12 protein-coding genes are annotated in these 14,973 nt (G+C 43.6%); 5 read left to right on the forward strand and 7 right to left on the reverse strand.

Features of this window, described 5'->3' with window-relative positions:
- The first annotated feature begins 223 nt into the window (after nt 1-223).
- Nucleotides 224-1,144 carry a precorrin-2 dehydrogenase/sirohydrochlorin ferrochelatase family protein gene (locus tag P4S59_RS07860; protein ID WP_065646462.1) on the forward strand — a complete coding sequence of 307 codons (921 nt, stop codon included), beginning with the start codon at nt 224-226 and terminating at the stop codon, nt 1,142-1,144.
- A 104-nt stretch (nt 1,145-1,248) separates the two neighbouring features.
- Here P4S59_RS07860 and P4S59_RS07865 read toward each other — a convergent pair whose 3' ends face one another.
- Together P4S59_RS07865 and P4S59_RS07870 are read right to left on the reverse strand one after the other, a co-directional pair.
- A complete protein-coding gene (locus P4S59_RS07865; protein WP_005377415.1) occupies nt 1,249-1,731 on the reverse strand; it encodes a YajQ family cyclic di-GMP-binding protein in 483 nt (160 codons plus the stop codon).
- A 21-nt stretch (nt 1,732-1,752) separates the two neighbouring features.
- The gene (locus P4S59_RS07870; RefSeq protein ID WP_006743262.1) at nt 1,753-2,811 is read right to left on the reverse strand and encodes a 3-deoxy-7-phosphoheptulonate synthase; all 1,059 of its coding nucleotides are present in this window, start codon (nt 2,809-2,811) and stop codon (nt 1,753-1,755) included.
- Nucleotides 2,812-3,185: 374 nt separating this feature from the next.
- Here P4S59_RS07870 and P4S59_RS07875 point away from each other — a divergent pair, with 374 nt between their 5' ends.
- Nucleotides 3,186-3,683, forward strand: a complete 498-nt coding sequence (locus P4S59_RS07875; RefSeq protein WP_046876210.1) for a DUF4442 domain-containing protein — start codon at nt 3,186-3,188, stop codon at nt 3,681-3,683.
- 27 nt (nt 3,684-3,710) lie between these two features.
- Here P4S59_RS07875 and P4S59_RS07880 read toward each other — a convergent pair whose 3' ends face one another.
- A complete protein-coding gene (locus P4S59_RS07880) occupies nt 3,711-5,063 on the reverse strand; it encodes a hypothetical protein (RefSeq protein ID WP_006743263.1) in 1,353 nt (450 codons plus the stop codon).
- Nucleotides 5,064-5,255: 192 nt separating this feature from the next.
- Between P4S59_RS07880 and P4S59_RS07885 the strand changes: the two genes are divergently transcribed.
- Nucleotides 5,256-6,089 (forward strand): CvfB family protein, encoded by an 834-nt coding sequence (locus tag P4S59_RS07885; protein WP_005396561.1) that lies wholly within the window; start codon nt 5,256-5,258, stop codon nt 6,087-6,089.
- A 282-nt stretch (nt 6,090-6,371) separates the two neighbouring features.
- On the opposite strand, the gene rsmF is transcribed toward P4S59_RS07885, so the two are convergent.
- From rsmF to P4S59_RS07905, 4 genes are all read right to left on the reverse strand, one after another.
- The gene (gene rsmF, locus P4S59_RS07890; protein ID WP_337168201.1) at nt 6,372-7,808 is read right to left on the reverse strand and encodes a 16S rRNA (cytosine(1407)-C(5))-methyltransferase RsmF; all 1,437 of its coding nucleotides are present in this window, start codon (nt 7,806-7,808) and stop codon (nt 6,372-6,374) included.
- A 150-nt stretch (nt 7,809-7,958) separates the two neighbouring features.
- Complete coding sequence (locus tag P4S59_RS07895) at nt 7,959-10,607, reverse strand: PqiB family protein (RefSeq protein ID WP_337168202.1); 2,649 nt, start codon at nt 10,605-10,607, stop codon at nt 7,959-7,961.
- Nucleotides 10,600-11,850 carry a paraquat-inducible protein A gene (locus P4S59_RS07900; RefSeq protein ID WP_006743266.1) on the reverse strand — a complete coding sequence of 417 codons (1,251 nt, stop codon included), beginning with the start codon at nt 11,848-11,850 and terminating at the stop codon, nt 10,600-10,602. The genes P4S59_RS07895 and P4S59_RS07900 overlap by 8 nt, the downstream gene beginning before the upstream one ends.
- A 24-nt stretch (nt 11,851-11,874) precedes the next feature.
- On the reverse strand, nt 11,875-13,671 hold the full coding sequence (locus P4S59_RS07905) for an ABC transporter ATP-binding protein (RefSeq protein WP_225461689.1): 1,797 nt from the start codon (nt 13,669-13,671) through the stop codon (nt 11,875-11,877).
- A gap of 92 nt (nt 13,672-13,763) precedes the next feature.
- Between P4S59_RS07905 and P4S59_RS07910 the strand changes: the two genes are divergently transcribed.
- Complete coding sequence (locus tag P4S59_RS07910) at nt 13,764-14,237, forward strand: GAF domain-containing protein (protein ID WP_046876215.1); 474 nt, start codon at nt 13,764-13,766, stop codon at nt 14,235-14,237.
- 96 nt (nt 14,238-14,333) lie between these two features.
- Nucleotides 14,334-14,960: an RNA chaperone ProQ gene (gene proQ, locus P4S59_RS07915; RefSeq protein WP_046876216.1), complete on the forward strand. Its 627-nt coding sequence runs from the start codon at nt 14,334-14,336 to the stop codon at nt 14,958-14,960.
- The last annotated feature ends 13 nt before the right edge of the window (nt 14,961-14,973 follow it).

Raw genomic sequence — 14,973 nt, forward strand, 5'->3', positions numbered from 1 at the left:
ATAGTGCAAATCATGGACAATTTGGTGCATCAGAACAATCAATAGAAGAGTGAACAATACAAGAGAATAAAAAGTTGTTATTAAAACTGTCATTAGGTGAGCTTGGTGAAGTTCAGTAAAAATTCGAACAAAAATTATTTGTGATACCGAAACAGGGTGATGAGCTTGCCCCATTTTTGGTAGCATGGTCTGCAACAGCTAATTAGAGTAATCATGGATTGAAATGCGATATTTTCCTCTGTTCTTAGATTTAATCAATAAACCCGTTCTTGTCGTGGGCGGCGGTGAAGTGGCAAGCAGAAAGGTGGAAGCTTTGCTAAAAGCAGGGGCGGATGTCACTATCGTTTCTCCAACGTTGGTCGATTTTCTCTCTAAGCTTGCTGCAGAGCATCAAGTGCGTTGGATACAACGTTTCTATTCAAGTGACATTGTCACTAAAAACTTTGTTCAAGTGTGGGCCACGACAGATAATCCTGAGCTAAATCACCAAGTGTATAAAGATGCGAAAGAATTAGGCATCCTAGTGAACGTTGTTGATGATAAGCCTTATTGTGATTTCATTACGCCCTCTATGATCAATCGTGGCCGCATACAAATTGCTATTTCTAGTGGCGGCGCCTCACCAGTTTTAATTCGAAACATCCGTGAAAAGCTTGAATCGATACTGCCACAAAACATGGGGTTGATGGCGGACTTTGCTAACTCAAAGCGTAATTCGATTAAAGAAGCACTACCTAGTGTCGATTTACGTCGTAAGTTTTGGGAGCAATTCTTCTCGAATCCTGAGGTTGAAAACGCGCGAGATAATAGAGAGTTAGAAACGATTTACCAAGCGACCATGGCAACACCTTTGGATGAAAAGGGAAGTTGTACTTGGATACAGGTAGGGAAAGACGTTGAGATGTTGCCAATTAAGGCCGTGCGCTACATGCAACAAGCCGAGCTAGCACTTTACTCAACTCGATGCGAAGCGAACGTGTTAGAGCTAATACGAAGAGATGCAGAGCGAGAAGCTTTCTCCAGCGCAGCTGAACTCTCTGATATGTTGACCAAGGCTAAATCTGAAAAGCTTCGAGTTTGCGTGTTTATCCCTAAAGGGACGAGCGAGTTCTTATTGCTGCAAGGGCAGGACTTGGTGATATAACCACGTTAAAAAGTGGGCACTTGGCTTGCTCGATTAAAAGGCCAACAAAAACGCCAGCGAACTATGCGCTGGCGTTTTTTAAACTAAGTTACTTCTCAGACTGATTAATCGCGGAAGTTGTTAAACTGGAATGGTATGCCCATCTCTGCTTCACGAATCGCTGCCATTGTCGCTTGCAGGTCATCACGTTTCTTACCAGTAACACGTACTTTGTCGCCTTGAATAGAGGCTTGTACTTTTAACTTTGCGTCTTTGATAAGTTTCACTACTTTTTTGGCTGTTGGTGTATCGATACCTTGGCGGAAAAGCAGAGTTTGGTGCCAGTTCTTACCAGTTACGTCTGGATCCTGTGCATCCATTGCATTTGCATCAATATTACGTTTTGCCAAGTGGCCACGTAAAATATCGCGCATTTGCTTAAGTTGGAAGTCACCTTCCGCAGACATTTTTACGTTTTCTTCTACTAGCTCAAAGCTCGCATTAACGTTGCGGAAATCGAAACGAGTAGACAATTCACGGTTAGCGTTATCAACGGCGTTACGTAGTTCAACCGTATCGATTTCAGAAACAATATCAAACGATGGCATGAAGATTCCTTGATTATTTTGTTATAGGGACTTTCGGGATTTAACGGCGTTTGCCAGCATATCTAGCATTGTAGCAGTATCTTCCCAGCCTAGGCATGGGTCTGTAATAGATTGACCATACGTTAGGTTGTTGATGTCAGTCATTGGCTGATTGCCTTCAAGAATAAAGCTTTCAGCCATGATACCCGCAATACGAGTACTGCCTGACTTAATTTGGTTACAAATGTCTTGAGCAACGTCGATTTGTTTTCTGTGCTGCTTCTGACAGTTTGCGTGGCTGAAATCCACAACCAAACGTTGTGGCAAGCCAAACTCGGCTAGAGCATCACACGCTTGTTTTACTGACGCTTCATCAAAGTTAGGGCCTTTCTCTCCGCCGCGTAAAATAATATGACCATATGGGTTACCACTTGTACGGTAAACCGTCATGCGGCCATTCTTATCTGGAGAGTAGAAGTAATGCGAGGCTTTCGATGCGCGAATTGCATCAATTGCAATTTTTACGTTGCCATTTGTGCCATTTTTGAAACCAACTGGGCAAGACAGCGCCGATGCCATTTCACGGTGAATTTGCGATTCTGTTGTACGGGCACCGATCGCGCCCCACGTGATCAAATCCGCGATGTATTGACCCGTAATCATATCAAGAAACTCAGTAGCAGTCGCAAGACCAAGCTTGTTGATATCCAGTAGTAGTTTACGTGCTTTATGGAGACCAGCTTCAAGCGCGTAAGAGCCATCTAGATTAGGGTCGGTAATTAAACCTTTCCAACCAACTACTGTACGAGGCTTTTCAAAGTAAGTACGCATCACGATAAACAGTTCGTCTTTGTACTTGTCTTGGATTTCACTCAGGCGAGTGGCGTAATCAATGGCAGCTTCAGTGTCGTGAACAGAACACGGACCTACAATCGCAAGAAGGCGATCGTCTTCACCCGATAAAATGTTTTCAATCTGACGACGAGATTGAGCGATACGGTCTGCAACGTCATCCGTAATAGGATGTACACTACCTAGCTCTGCTGGGGTAGGCATTGGACCCAAAGGTTGGGTTCTCAATTCATCTGTTTTTATAGGCATGTTATAGCTTTATTCTCTATTGCGAAGGGGTAAAGATAACGGAATTACAGGCAGGAATAAACCGTTTCACGGGAATCTTCGCCAGGAAATACCGAATTGTATACAAAGGTGTAGGTATTCATTTAAATGACTTATGTATAAATGACAAAACTTGCTCATTAAATCAATATATATACATTTGAATTTATAACCATTTCATCTATCTCACCGTTAGGTAATCAAGATAACTGCGGCAAACCTCATGTTTATCTGTGTGACAATGTCACTAAGTTGGTGGGTAAATAACTCGTGAGATCGAGCTTTTGTTAACATTTCTTTGACATCTATTTCTTTCGTTGATTAACTGGTCTGACTAGATTGGTAAGGAGACCAAAATGTTATCAGCTGTACGTCGTGCAAATTTGTATCTAAATCTATTCGGCTTTTCTAAAGTGCCTCTGATTTGGCTTTGTCATCCTAAGATCATTGCGATAGATAGCGAGCACGTTGAGGTTCGAATTCCTTTGCGAAGAAGAACAAAGAACCATTTGAATAGCATGTATTTCGGCGCTTTAGCTGTTGGGGCGGATGTAGCTGGTGGTTTTCTTGCTATGAGCAAGGCGCAAGAAAAAGGAGAAGCGATCTCTTTAGCATTTAAAGGCGTCAAAGCCGAGTTTTTAAAACGTCCGGAAGCGGATGTACACTTTGTGTGTAACGATGGTCATGTCATTGATGAGATGCTCGATCATACGTTGGCTACGGGTGAACGAGTGAATCGCGATGTAAAAATCGTCGCATTGTGTCCTAGCTTACATGGTGACGAACCTATGGCTGAATTCTCGTTGACTCTTTCGATAAAAAAAGCAGCCCAACAAGGAAAAGAGGCTGCTTAGTGGTTTGCTGTTTTAAAGAATATCGCTTTAATTGAGTTCAATCTGCTCAATCGAGACGATTTTGGAGCGGTTTAAGACCACTTTCCAACGGTAATAAACAGGCTCATCGGTGTGGTTGTCCTCTTTGACAATCACATTGAGCAAATGACGTTTCTCTACCGACTCTTTGGTCACTTGCCCTTCATTTAAACGGTAAACTCGGTTTGAGCTTTTATCCATCAAGCGGATGATCGGGCGCAAACTGATGTTCAGTGTTTCTCTTGTTTGCTCATAACCACTCAAGAATAGAGAGGTCGCCATTTCGGTTTTCTCGTGATAATGAAGTATCTGCTCTTCGCGCTGCACGACGCGCTTCTTACGTATTCTTTGAATCTTATCTGGCAAGCTACTTAACGTACGATAATCGAGCCACTCTAATTTTCTGCCGACCACTTTTTTCGTTGTTGGATCAACATACTTCTTACGCCACTTTGGCTTGCCTTTACGGATCCATCGCCACATCGCATCGCGCAAATCATCTTTAAAGATTTCTCGTAGAGCATAAATAAATGACATCGCGATAATGAAGGACGCGGAAATTTCCCCAAGGTAATCGCGAGCGAGAATCACGGTTGAGGTCACGACAACCATCACCAAGCCAGTAGCAATACCTTTGATAGCACGCTTGATGTTGTTACCCATTGATATGGTTTCTTCACGAAGCACGATAGGGTGTTCAATCAAGCGTCTTAGCAAGCGCATTTTGTTAGATAGGCGAGTCACGTCTTCAACGACTCTTGGAGAGTTGTACTTGTTGAGTTTTCGATGGGCCTGCTCTTTTTCACAGAGCGTGATCAAGCGTTTCTTAATCGTGCCATAATCGCCTTCACGCGGGAGATGAGCCACTAGAGATAAAAACTTTTGCTCGGTATACCAAGACAGATAGTTATCGATGTTAACGTAGTACCGTTTTAAGTTCTCTTCATAAGGAATAGAACGTCGCAAGCGCTTTAAGATCTCAAGCGTGAGCTCGATAACTTCGTCAACTTCATCTTCCGTTACGGAGTTGTTCTGATGCTTGTTTAAACTTGCCACCGCTTTGTCTAGCGCGATAACGTATTGGTAAGCGAACAAGCTCAAACTTACTCGGTATTGCTGATTCGACAGGCGTCCACGCTTGGCAAGTCGACTGTGTACTAGCGGTAGAAGGATTTCAGTACTGTAATAAGAGCGTTGCTGTGTGATTGAAGTGTAATAAAATTCGGATTCACTGATGATATCGGCGTTTAAACCAAGCTCACCAGGTATAAAAAAGTAAATATCTAGGTCGACACTTTTGCTCTTTGCGAGTGCATGACTGATTTTTAATGTTATTGAGTCTTGTTTATCGACGGTGACCAAAGAAAGCTCCTGACTTTGTTAAAGCATTCTTAACTTATGCGTACTGTTGAGCAGGTAAGCATAAAAGTGCTAAAAGAGTGACTGGGGCATATAGCTGAACGACAACAGCATAACAGAGCACTATGCTTTTCTCTCTGATTTTCTTGTTAGTTTAGGTATAATTCCACGTAAATTTAAAAAGAGACAAAATCAATGATTAAAATTGGTCAAATTAACAGCTTAGAAGTCATTAAAAAGGCTGATTTTGGCGTATTTCTGGATGGTGATGATTACGGTTCTGTTCTACTGCCTAATAAGTATGTACCAGAGGGTACTGAAATTGGTGATCATGTAGACGTATTTTTGTACTTCGATTCAGAAAGCCAGCTTGCTGCGACCATTGAAAGACCTATTGCCCAAGTGGGTGAATGGGGCTTAATGAAGATTGAGGGCGTCAACGCGACAGGTGCTTTTGTAAATTGGGGCATCAAAGAGAAGGATTTACTTATTCCTTTTAGTGAGCAACGCACTCGCTTCTCTGCGGGACAAACTATTCTTGTCTATGTTTATACTGACAAAGCGTCAGGCCGCATTGTTGGTACGACTAAGTTCAACAAATGGTTAGACAAAACTCCGGCGAATTATGAAGTTAACGAACAAGTTGATTTGATTATCGCAGAGCGCAGTCAACTTGGCTACAAAGCGATTGTTAACGGAAAGCATTGGGGCATGATTTTCCCATCAGATGTGTTTGGTAAGCTTTACATCGGTAAGAAACTGAAAGGCTTTATTAAGCAAATTCGTGAAGATGGCAAAATCGATCTCGCGCTACAAAAAGTCGGCGTGGCAAAAATGGACGATCTTTCTAGCAAGATTCTTGATCTGTTAGAGAAGAAAGGCGGCTTTTTACCTTTGAACGATAAGTCTTCTCCTGAAGCGATTTTTGACGCTTTCCGTACAAGTAAAGGTACTTACAAAAAGACCATTGGTGGATTGTACAAGCAGGGCAAGATTGTTATCGAGAAAGACGGCATTCGTCTGGCGTAGCCCAAACTCACGTATAGCGGATCGGCAGCCAAAAAAACGGCCCAAACTTTTCCTTTTTTTGGGCCTAGGGAAACGGCTCCGCAGAGCCTGCGCTAAACTTTTTCCAACAATAATTTTGTTGGTGAACATAGAGAGAAATGCCATATCAAAGCATTACTTTGATACAACTAGTTTAGTACAGCGTATCCGGATCGCTAGCGAGCCCAGTTGCTTTCATACTTACGAATTAAAAAGCCATCGCAAATACGATGGCTTTTCATTTATTTATGATTTGCTACTTCTTTAAAATAAGTTCTTATCTCGTACTAATTCGCGAGGAAGACCATTCTTTATTCTGTTGCTTACCCATTTCCCAAGGCCAATGACTGCGCCTTGATAGGTGACAAGCACTTCGCCTTTACCTGTTTTCATTCCCTCAGGAATCGTTTGTGGGCGAACATCACGTCCCATGTACCATTCGCGCGCTTCTTCAATACTGAGTTCAATGGCGTTTGCCTCAGAGCCTGTCGCTAATGCCGTTGCCACCTGATGCTGCCAACGGTAGCCATTTTTATGGGCTTCCGCGATCTTGATACCCATACGGGAGAAGCGTAATTCGCCGATCATTGGCTCTAAAGAATTAGGGAACAACCAGACATCTTTATCGCGAAGCCATACAGAACTGTCATTCGGAAGTTCAATACCTAACGCACTTTGCAGCTTTTGGGCAATTTCAACCGATTCTTTTTTCGATGCTTTGGTAAACGGGAACTTGCCCATGCGCTTTTTGACCTTTGGTGGTTCAACAGCTGCCAGTTTACGAATTCTTGCGACAAAGAATCCTTCGCAGTCGTAGACCTGTGGAAAGATATGCAAAAAACCTTCTTCAGTTAGAGCAGCATTTGCGTTTTCAAACAAGGTCTCAAGGCTTTCAAACTCAACGGCATCACCAAAGGTTTCTTTCAAGTGATGACAAACTTGTTGGTTTTCTTCGGTACTGAGTGTGCACGTTGAGTAAACCATCACACCACCGGGCTTTAGTGCATGGAAGGCGCTTTCAATAAGATCTTTCTGTGTGTCAGCGATGTCGAGCACGGAAGCTTGCGTCCAGTTTTTCATTGCATCTTCGTCTTTGCGAACGGTGCCTTCGCCGGAGCAGGGCGCGTCGAGCAGAACCGCATCAAATTGTTCTGGTAGCCAACCACCAAAAACGCGCCCATCGAAGTTACTTAGTGCGGCGTTACGTACACCACAACGTTCCACGTTGGCATGCAGCACTTTTACACGACTTGCGGCGTATTCATTGGCCACGAGAACGCCTTCATTGTTCATTAAAGCCGCGATTTGAGTGGTCTTTGATCCTGGTGCAGCTGCTGTATCTAACACGGCATCGTACGATTCGTCATTCATAAACAGCGCAGATACTGGCATCATTGAACTGGCTTCTTGAATGTAGAATAAGCCTGACATGTGCTCTGCAGTGTTGCCTAATGGTACAACTGACTCGTCCGCTTCAATCCAAAACCCTGTGTCACACCAAGGCACAGGAGAAAGCTTCCAGCCTTTTGCGTCTGCACGTTCTAGAAACGCTTCAACACTGATCTTCAACGTATTAACACGAATACTTTTGCGCAGTGGCTTTTGGCACGATGCGATAAAGTCTTCCATGTTGAGGTGAGCAGGAAGGATAGTTTGGATTTTTTCCAGAAACGCGTCTGGGATGTAAACATTAGGATGCAATGTGGGATCTCGTTTGCAGAATTTGTGGCAAATAATATACGAAAGCGAAGCAGAAACGAATAGTGACAAGGGCCGAGCAATAAAAAAGAGCAGCGATTGCTGCTCTTTTAAGGTAATCAAACTTCAATTGTATGTGAACTGAGCTTTATTCTACGGCTTAGGAATCGCAGTACGCCATTGAGTCCAGCCTTCTTCAGCTTGTGGATACAAAAAGAAAGATTGCCCACTTTTTGCCGCTGGTGGAATAGCCGATTGCTCTGGCGTTGAAAACGCAATTCCTCCGCGAACTAAACTATCAAATGTGCCCGCTTTGATGTTCGCGCCGGTAAGCCCGATAGAGACATCTACTCCTGAAACATTCCAAAACACACTGTTTTGACGAACGAGGTAAGCATATTCAGGCTGTATCTTGATGGTCGTGACGACGCGATCGGCAAATTCTCCTAGGCTCACGTCGGTTACTTGGCCGACTTCCATCTGGCGGTAAAGAATAGGCGTTCCGACTTGTACTGAGCCTCGTTGTTCACTTTGTAAAGTAAACATCATGCCCTGAACACGTTCTGAACCGTTTTCCAACTGAAAATCAAATTTAGCTTTACCTTTACCTGGCTCAACACTGATGGATTTCGACACCAATGCGCCAAGGTTTTTCACGCCCCCTAAGCCAATCTCTGGCTCAGTTAGCCAAAAATGTGAGCCTTCAACCGCAATGTTTTCTACGTATTCAGGTAGGATTCTTGCGGTAATTTCAACCATATTGCGACGAAAATTCGGTACAACCAGTGTGACTTCACCAACTTTGACGCCTTGATACTCTATCGGCATTCCTTTGGCAATTTCTTGTGAGCCGTCTGTTTCTATCGCAATAACGCGTCCAAATTTGCGTGCGGTTTTTTGATCTGTATATAACTTCCAGTTGTCTCCAATTTTGTTTTCAACGCCAGGAACAGAGTCAAAAGCGATGCCACCTTCGATTAATGATTTTAAAGGGTGAGCTTTCACACTCACGCCAGATAACGATGCATCTATCTCGATCCCTGAACGGTTCCAAAAGACGGTTTGCGGCGTTACGAGGTAAGCAAAACGGTTTTCAATGGTTGCTTTAATTAACACACCGCCATCAACCAATTGGAAATCGGAGACGTTACCAACAGGAAGATTACGATAGAGCAGAGGGCTGCCTTTGGAAATCGGCGGCAATTCAGAAGCAAACAGTGTGAGTGCTCTAGAGCCACTTTGGTTGTACTGTGCTAGTTCTGCCAATGATTCGTTTTGGAACAGTTGATACTCTTTTTGAATATCTTGCTTGCCTTCGCTTACAAAGCTAATGGACCCAGTTAACAACTGTTTTGCCGGAGGAACGGTAACGCTGAGGCCCGATTCCGTTAATTCTGCAGAGGCACTTCCGGTTACATAAAAACGGTTGTTTGATTTGATCAGGTGTTTGTATTCATGATCAATCAATACATCCATAAATACTTCATGTTGCGATTTTTTACCTTCTTCAACTAAGCCTACGTTGATAATTGAACCGACAACGATGCCTTTGTAAAGCACGTTGGCACCGCTATCTAGGCCAAACGAGTTGTCAGACACTAAACGAATAGCGATGGACTTTTCTTGCTGTTGGTTAAAAACGTTTTTACGAATGGCAGTAAAGCGGCGAGAGCGATCACCGGCACCTGGCACAATGGTTACGAAGTTTCCTCTCACGAGATTGGCAATGTTTTCAACACCAGAGAGGGACACTTTTGCTTCTTCTAAGACGAATCGGGTACCTGTCGTCAGCATGTCACTGAAAGCTGGTTGAATTGCCGCTGACGCTAATATCACTTCTCGCCCTTCGGATAGGTTTAAGTCTGTAACTTGGCCAATCTCGATTCCGCGATACATAATGGGTGCGCCTTCGCCACTGATTTTACTGTCATCAGGGAGGACGATTTTAACAGCGATACCTCGACCTGCAGTTTTCAAATCTTTATACAGACGGAATTCAGTATTCTCTTCTACAGGCTCACCGTCATCCGGAGAATCGACGGCGATCGCGCCTCCGAGTAGAGCACTCATGCTTTCTAGCCTTACATCGACGCCTTCAAAACCGATGCTGGCACCGATTCCACTTACGTTCCAGAACCGACTGCGGTTGTTAATGATATGTCGGTATTGATCCTGGATGTTGGCTTGAATCGTGATAGATTTTGCGTCTTCATCCAGCTGGTAGCTGTAGACTTCACCGATTGGAATTTTCTTATAAACAATTTGAGAACCAATCGACACACCACCTAAATCGCGGCTTTTGAGTTTAATGTTCAAACCTTGTGAAACGCGCAAATCTGTTGGTGCAGAGTCTAACGCATGGAACGTTGTTTCAAACTCTTGACCATCTCCAGGTTGAATCGAGATGTAATTACCCGACACGAGCGCATCGAGCCCAGAAACTCCTGTTAGGCTTGCTGTTGGTTTTACCAGCCAAAAGCGAGTTTTATCGTTCAGCAATTTTGCCGCTTCAGGGTAGATATCGGCATCAACATAAATACTGCCGAGATCTTCAGTGAGGTTAATGTCTCTCACCATACCGACTTCTAGCCCTTGGTAACGGATAGTGGTTCGCCCGGCGACCAAGCCAGCAGCGTCAGAAAAATAGATTTGCACCCGTTGTCCTGCATCGTGTATCGACTTCACCACAAGCCAGCCAGCTAAGACCATGGTCAAAATTGGCAAAAGCCAAAGAGGAGATATGCCTTTACTCCGCTTTACATCTGGTACGTATGATGTTTGAGAACTGTTCTGATCACTCATTCATTGACTCTTTTTCTGATTGTGTTGGGCCTGTTTGGTCCCAGATTAGTCTTGGATCAATACTTTCCGCTGCAAGCATGGTCAATACCACGACAACACCAAAGGCCACGGCGCCATATCCTGGTGTGAAATCAAGTATCTGACCACGATCGACTAAGGTCATCATGATAGAAATAACAAACAAGTCCATCACAGACCATTTACCGATCCATTTAACAACAAAGTAAACCATCATTCGTTGTCTCTTAAACACCGAACGTTTGAATTGAATGCAAAGCATGATGTAGGCAAGGCCAAGTATTTTTACAACTGGCACAACAATACTGGCCACAAAAATGATCACTGCGATGCCATACATACCGCTTTTTACCAACCCAGCTACGCCTGAGAAAATGGTATCTTCCAAACGTTTGCCATTGGTCAGCAAGATGGAAATAGGAATCAAGTTGGCTGGGAAAATCGCTATCGTTGCCGCAATGAGGTAAGCCCATGTCTTCTGAATGGAGTTGGGCTTGCGATGATATAACTCGTGGTGACAACGCCGACAATGGTCACCTTCAGGTTGAGACAGGTGGCACTCATGGCAATGCACGTCTTTGTGTTCAAAGGAATAAAGACGTTCTGGCTTCCAGGCTTCCCAGTAACGACGCACACTGATTCGAGAAACTAACAAAACGGTAAATATCTGCAAAAGAACCAGACCAATTAACCCTGGGCCTACAAAAATGTCGGAATAATCTTGGAGTTTGAAGCAGGAAATGGCGATGCTAACTAAGAACACATCCAGCATTACCCAATGTTTCAAATGTTGAATTAGCCACAGTGAAACACGAAGTCCTCTAAACCACCGTTGATGCAGCGAGATATGTGCCGTAACCACTGAAACACAAACCGTCAGCGGCGCTAGAGAGCTACAAAATAGAATAAGCAGTGAAAGAAGAACAAAGCCTTCTTCCATCAATGTGATCATCCCTGAAGGTAGGGTTGCCGGAATCATCACACCAAAAAGTCGGATACTAATAAAGTTAAAAAAGTGTGATGGAATAAATAGCAGGATACAGGTTATCGCGACGGCTAAATTACCTGAGAGGCTAGGGCTACCGCCTCGATACAACTGTGTGCCACAACGAGGACAGTGTGCATTTTTTCCATTGGGTAAGTCGACGATATCGACAGGCAATTCGCAACCTTGGCACAAGCGCACATTATTTGGCTGCATGGCGTGCTTAGACAGAGAGGTCATAACGACCTCTCGAACTTGAACGATTTAAGCGTGGGACTGTATGCCCCCATATAAGGTTTGATATAAGCCTTCTTGCTCAACTAACTCACCATGAGTACCTGTTTGCGTCACTTTTCCATCTTCAAGCACGTAGATCAAATCGGCTTGTTTTACGGCTGATAGACGGTGCGCAACGATTAATGTTGTTCTACCACGTAAGAATTCAGTCAATGCTTTGTGCAATGCCGCTTCAGTAGCGGTATCAAGCGCAGACGTGGCTTCATCTAAAATAACAAATTGAGGATCACTCAGCACCATTCTTGCGATGGCAAGGCGTTGTCGTTGACCACCTGACAAACGAATGCCGTTACGGCCAACTTGAGTATCCAAACCGTGGTTCAGTTGAGAAATAACATCTTGCAGCTGAGCAACTTCGAGTGCTCGCCAAAGTGACATTTCGTCAAAACTCCCACCGAGCGTTAGATTATGCCTCAAGGTGTCGTTAAATAGTATAGGTTGCTGTAATACCACGGCAATTTTGTCGCGAATTACTTCAAAACCAATATCTTCTGTTAATTCATCATTAAAGCGAATGCTACCGGAGTTTTGACGATAAACCCCAATAAGTAGTTGTATTAAGGTCGACTTACCGCCTCCGCTCGCACCAACTAGCGCCACTTTCTTTCCTGCCGGTATATGTAAAGAAAGGTTATCTAGAACTTTGTTTTCATTATTATAAGAGAAGTCTACGTTTTCTACTTTAACATCGACTTCTCTGTCTTCTTTGAAAGGATTTACCTTAGGTACCGGTCTTTGTTCTTCTTCTAATACTAATAAGTCGTTGATGCGTTTTAACGCAGCTTTCGCGCTGTACCAAGAAAACTGAATGCCGAGCAGCTCTTGAACAGGAGACAACATAAACCATAGGTAACCAAAAACAGCAAAGATTTGACCAATAGTGAGGTCACTAAACATGACCATCAGCATGGCGACAGCTCTGAATAACTCAAAACCGATTAAGAAGAGTAGGAAAGAGACGCGACCTGCCGCCTCTGATTGCCACGCATACTTGTCTGCATCCACACGAACTTGGTTCGCACTGTCTTTGAGTTGCTGGAGAAATTCTCGCTCTTTATTGGCTGCGCGCAGTTGGTAAATGCCATCTAATGTTTCAACTAAACGATTTTGGAAAATTTCAAAAGAATGATTTTCCTTCCGTTTCAGATGTTTAACCATACTTCCTAGTTTACGTGAGAAGTAAATGACAATAGGGTTAACTAGCAGAATAAATAGACCAAGTCGCCAGTCGAGCCAAAGCAGAACGATGGCAGTACCAATGACCGTTAAAAAACTGATAACGAATTTTGCTAACGTAGAACCAATAAATTTATCAATGGTCTCAATGTCAGTGATAAGGTGAGCGTTGATGCCTCCGCTGCCTTTGGTTTCGTATTGGCGGATGCTGATACGACCAAGCTTGTCGATCATTTTACTGCGCATCTCAAACGTGATCGTTTTAGAAACAAGTGTAAATTGTCGGCTTTGAAGGATATTTAACCCCTGACTTGCAGCTCGCATCAGGACGACCAAGAAAAGGGTGAAAAATATATAACCCGTCGGAGTGTGCCACGCTTCAGGGAGAATGGCATTCATAGCAGCTAAGCCTTTTGCTGGTTGGTCCAATAAAACCTCATCAACCATCAACGGCATGAGAAGGGGGATTGGAACACTAATCAAGGTTGCAAGCACCGCTATCAAGTTCGCTATTATCAGCTTGGACTTGTGCTTTTTTACTTGTGTTATCAACCAAGAACGGCTAATAGTGTCATTTTTCAGAAGCATTGTAATTGAGAATAAGTCCTATTATAAAGTAGGGCTGCATTTTAGCGCCATACACTGAGAATGGAAGCTTTTATAGTAAGTAGGAAGTTAATATGAACATAGAACAATACCATAGACTAACCAAACAAGCCGTTGCTCTAATTGAGTCTGAGCCAGACTTTATTGCTAACCTAGCAAACTTGAGCTCACTGCTTTTCATGGAATTGGACGATCTTAACTGGGCTGGCTTTTACCTAGCAAAAGGTGAAGAGCTCGTTCTTGGTCCGTTCCAAGGAAAACCAGCTTGTGTCCGCATTCCTATGGGTCGCGGTGTCTGTGGTACTGCTGCAAAAACTAACACCATACAAAGAGTATACGACGTTCATGAATTTGAGGGACATATAGCGTGCGATGCAGCGAGCAATTCAGAAATTGTGATTCCATTTTCTATTAATGGAAAGGTGGTTGGTGTCCTTGATATTGACAGCCCAAGTATTGGTCGATTCAATGAAACAGACGAAGAAGGTCTCACTCATTTCATGGCTGAAGTAGAAAAGCTGCTTAATTCACACGCGAACGACGCATAAATTAGCCTTCGAGTGTGGTTTTTCCTTGGCATGTCACTATAATACGAGAATATTTTTCTTAATGCTCGCGGAAATCCGCTCAAATCAGGACCCCTCATGACTGAAAAGTTAAAAAACAGCAAAGAAGTTATTGCATATATTGCTGAATGTTTCCCTAAGTGCTTTACTTTAGAAGGTGAAGCAAAACCTCTGAAAATTGGTATTTTTCAAGATCTTGCGGAACGTCTAAGTGAAGACGAAAAAGTAAGCAAAACACAGCTTCGTGCAGCGTTAAGACAGTACACTTCATCATGGCGTTACCTACATGGTGTAAAACCAGGTGCAGTACGTGTAGACCTAGACGGCAACCCTTGTGGTGAGCTAGAAGAAGAGCACGTTGAACACGCGAAAGCGACACTTGCAGAAAGCAAGGCAAAAGTTCAAGCTCGTCGTAAAGAACAAGCACAAAAAGCTCGTGAAGAGGGTAAGGCGAAAGCGAAACCAGCGGCTAAAAAGCCTCAACAGCCTCGTCGTACTAACAAACCAAAAGTACAAAAAACAACTAAGCCTGTAGAAACGCGTGCTCTAAATGCTGACGAAATCACAGTAGGTAACGCAGTTAACGTGAACATGGGCAAAGGAAACATGGCAGCGACCATTGTTGAGATCAATAAGGATGATGTACGTGTTCAACTTGCTAACGGCCTACAAATGGTTGTGAAAGCGGAGCACTTGCGCGCATAAAGGAGATACTCCT

This window comes from Vibrio sp. M60_M70 (genome assembly GCF_037162085.1).
In the GTDB taxonomy this organism is placed as follows: domain Bacteria; phylum Pseudomonadota; class Gammaproteobacteria; order Enterobacterales; family Vibrionaceae; genus Vibrio; species Vibrio diabolicus.

What these genes read in the sequence shown, in the direction of transcription:
- proQ (WP_046876216.1), top strand. Translation starts at nt 14,334, where the DNA reads ATGACTGAAAAGTTAAAAAACAGCAAAGAAGTTATTGCATATATTGCT.
- P4S59_RS07910 (WP_046876215.1), top strand. Translation starts at nt 13,764, where the DNA reads ATGAACATAGAACAATACCATAGACTAACCAAACAAGCCGTTGCTCTA.
- P4S59_RS07905 (WP_225461689.1), bottom strand. Translation starts at nt 13,671, where the DNA reads ATGCTTCTGAAAAATGACACTATTAGCCGTTCTTGGTTGATAACACAA.
- P4S59_RS07875 (WP_046876210.1), top strand. Translation starts at nt 3,186, where the DNA reads ATGTTATCAGCTGTACGTCGTGCAAATTTGTATCTAAATCTATTCGGC.
- P4S59_RS07895 (WP_337168202.1), bottom strand. Translation starts at nt 10,607, where the DNA reads ATGAGTGATCAGAACAGTTCTCAAACATCATACGTACCAGATGTAAAG.
- P4S59_RS07870 (WP_006743262.1), bottom strand. Translation starts at nt 2,811, where the DNA reads ATGCCTATAAAAACAGATGAATTGAGAACCCAACCTTTGGGTCCAATG.
- P4S59_RS07885 (WP_005396561.1), top strand. Translation starts at nt 5,256, where the DNA reads ATGATTAAAATTGGTCAAATTAACAGCTTAGAAGTCATTAAAAAGGCT.
- P4S59_RS07900 (WP_006743266.1), bottom strand. Translation starts at nt 11,850, where the DNA reads ATGACCTCTCTGTCTAAGCACGCCATGCAGCCAAATAATGTGCGCTTG.
- P4S59_RS07860 (WP_065646462.1), top strand. Translation starts at nt 224, where the DNA reads ATGCGATATTTTCCTCTGTTCTTAGATTTAATCAATAAACCCGTTCTT.
- P4S59_RS07865 (WP_005377415.1), bottom strand. Translation starts at nt 1,731, where the DNA reads ATGCCATCGTTTGATATTGTTTCTGAAATCGATACGGTTGAACTACGT.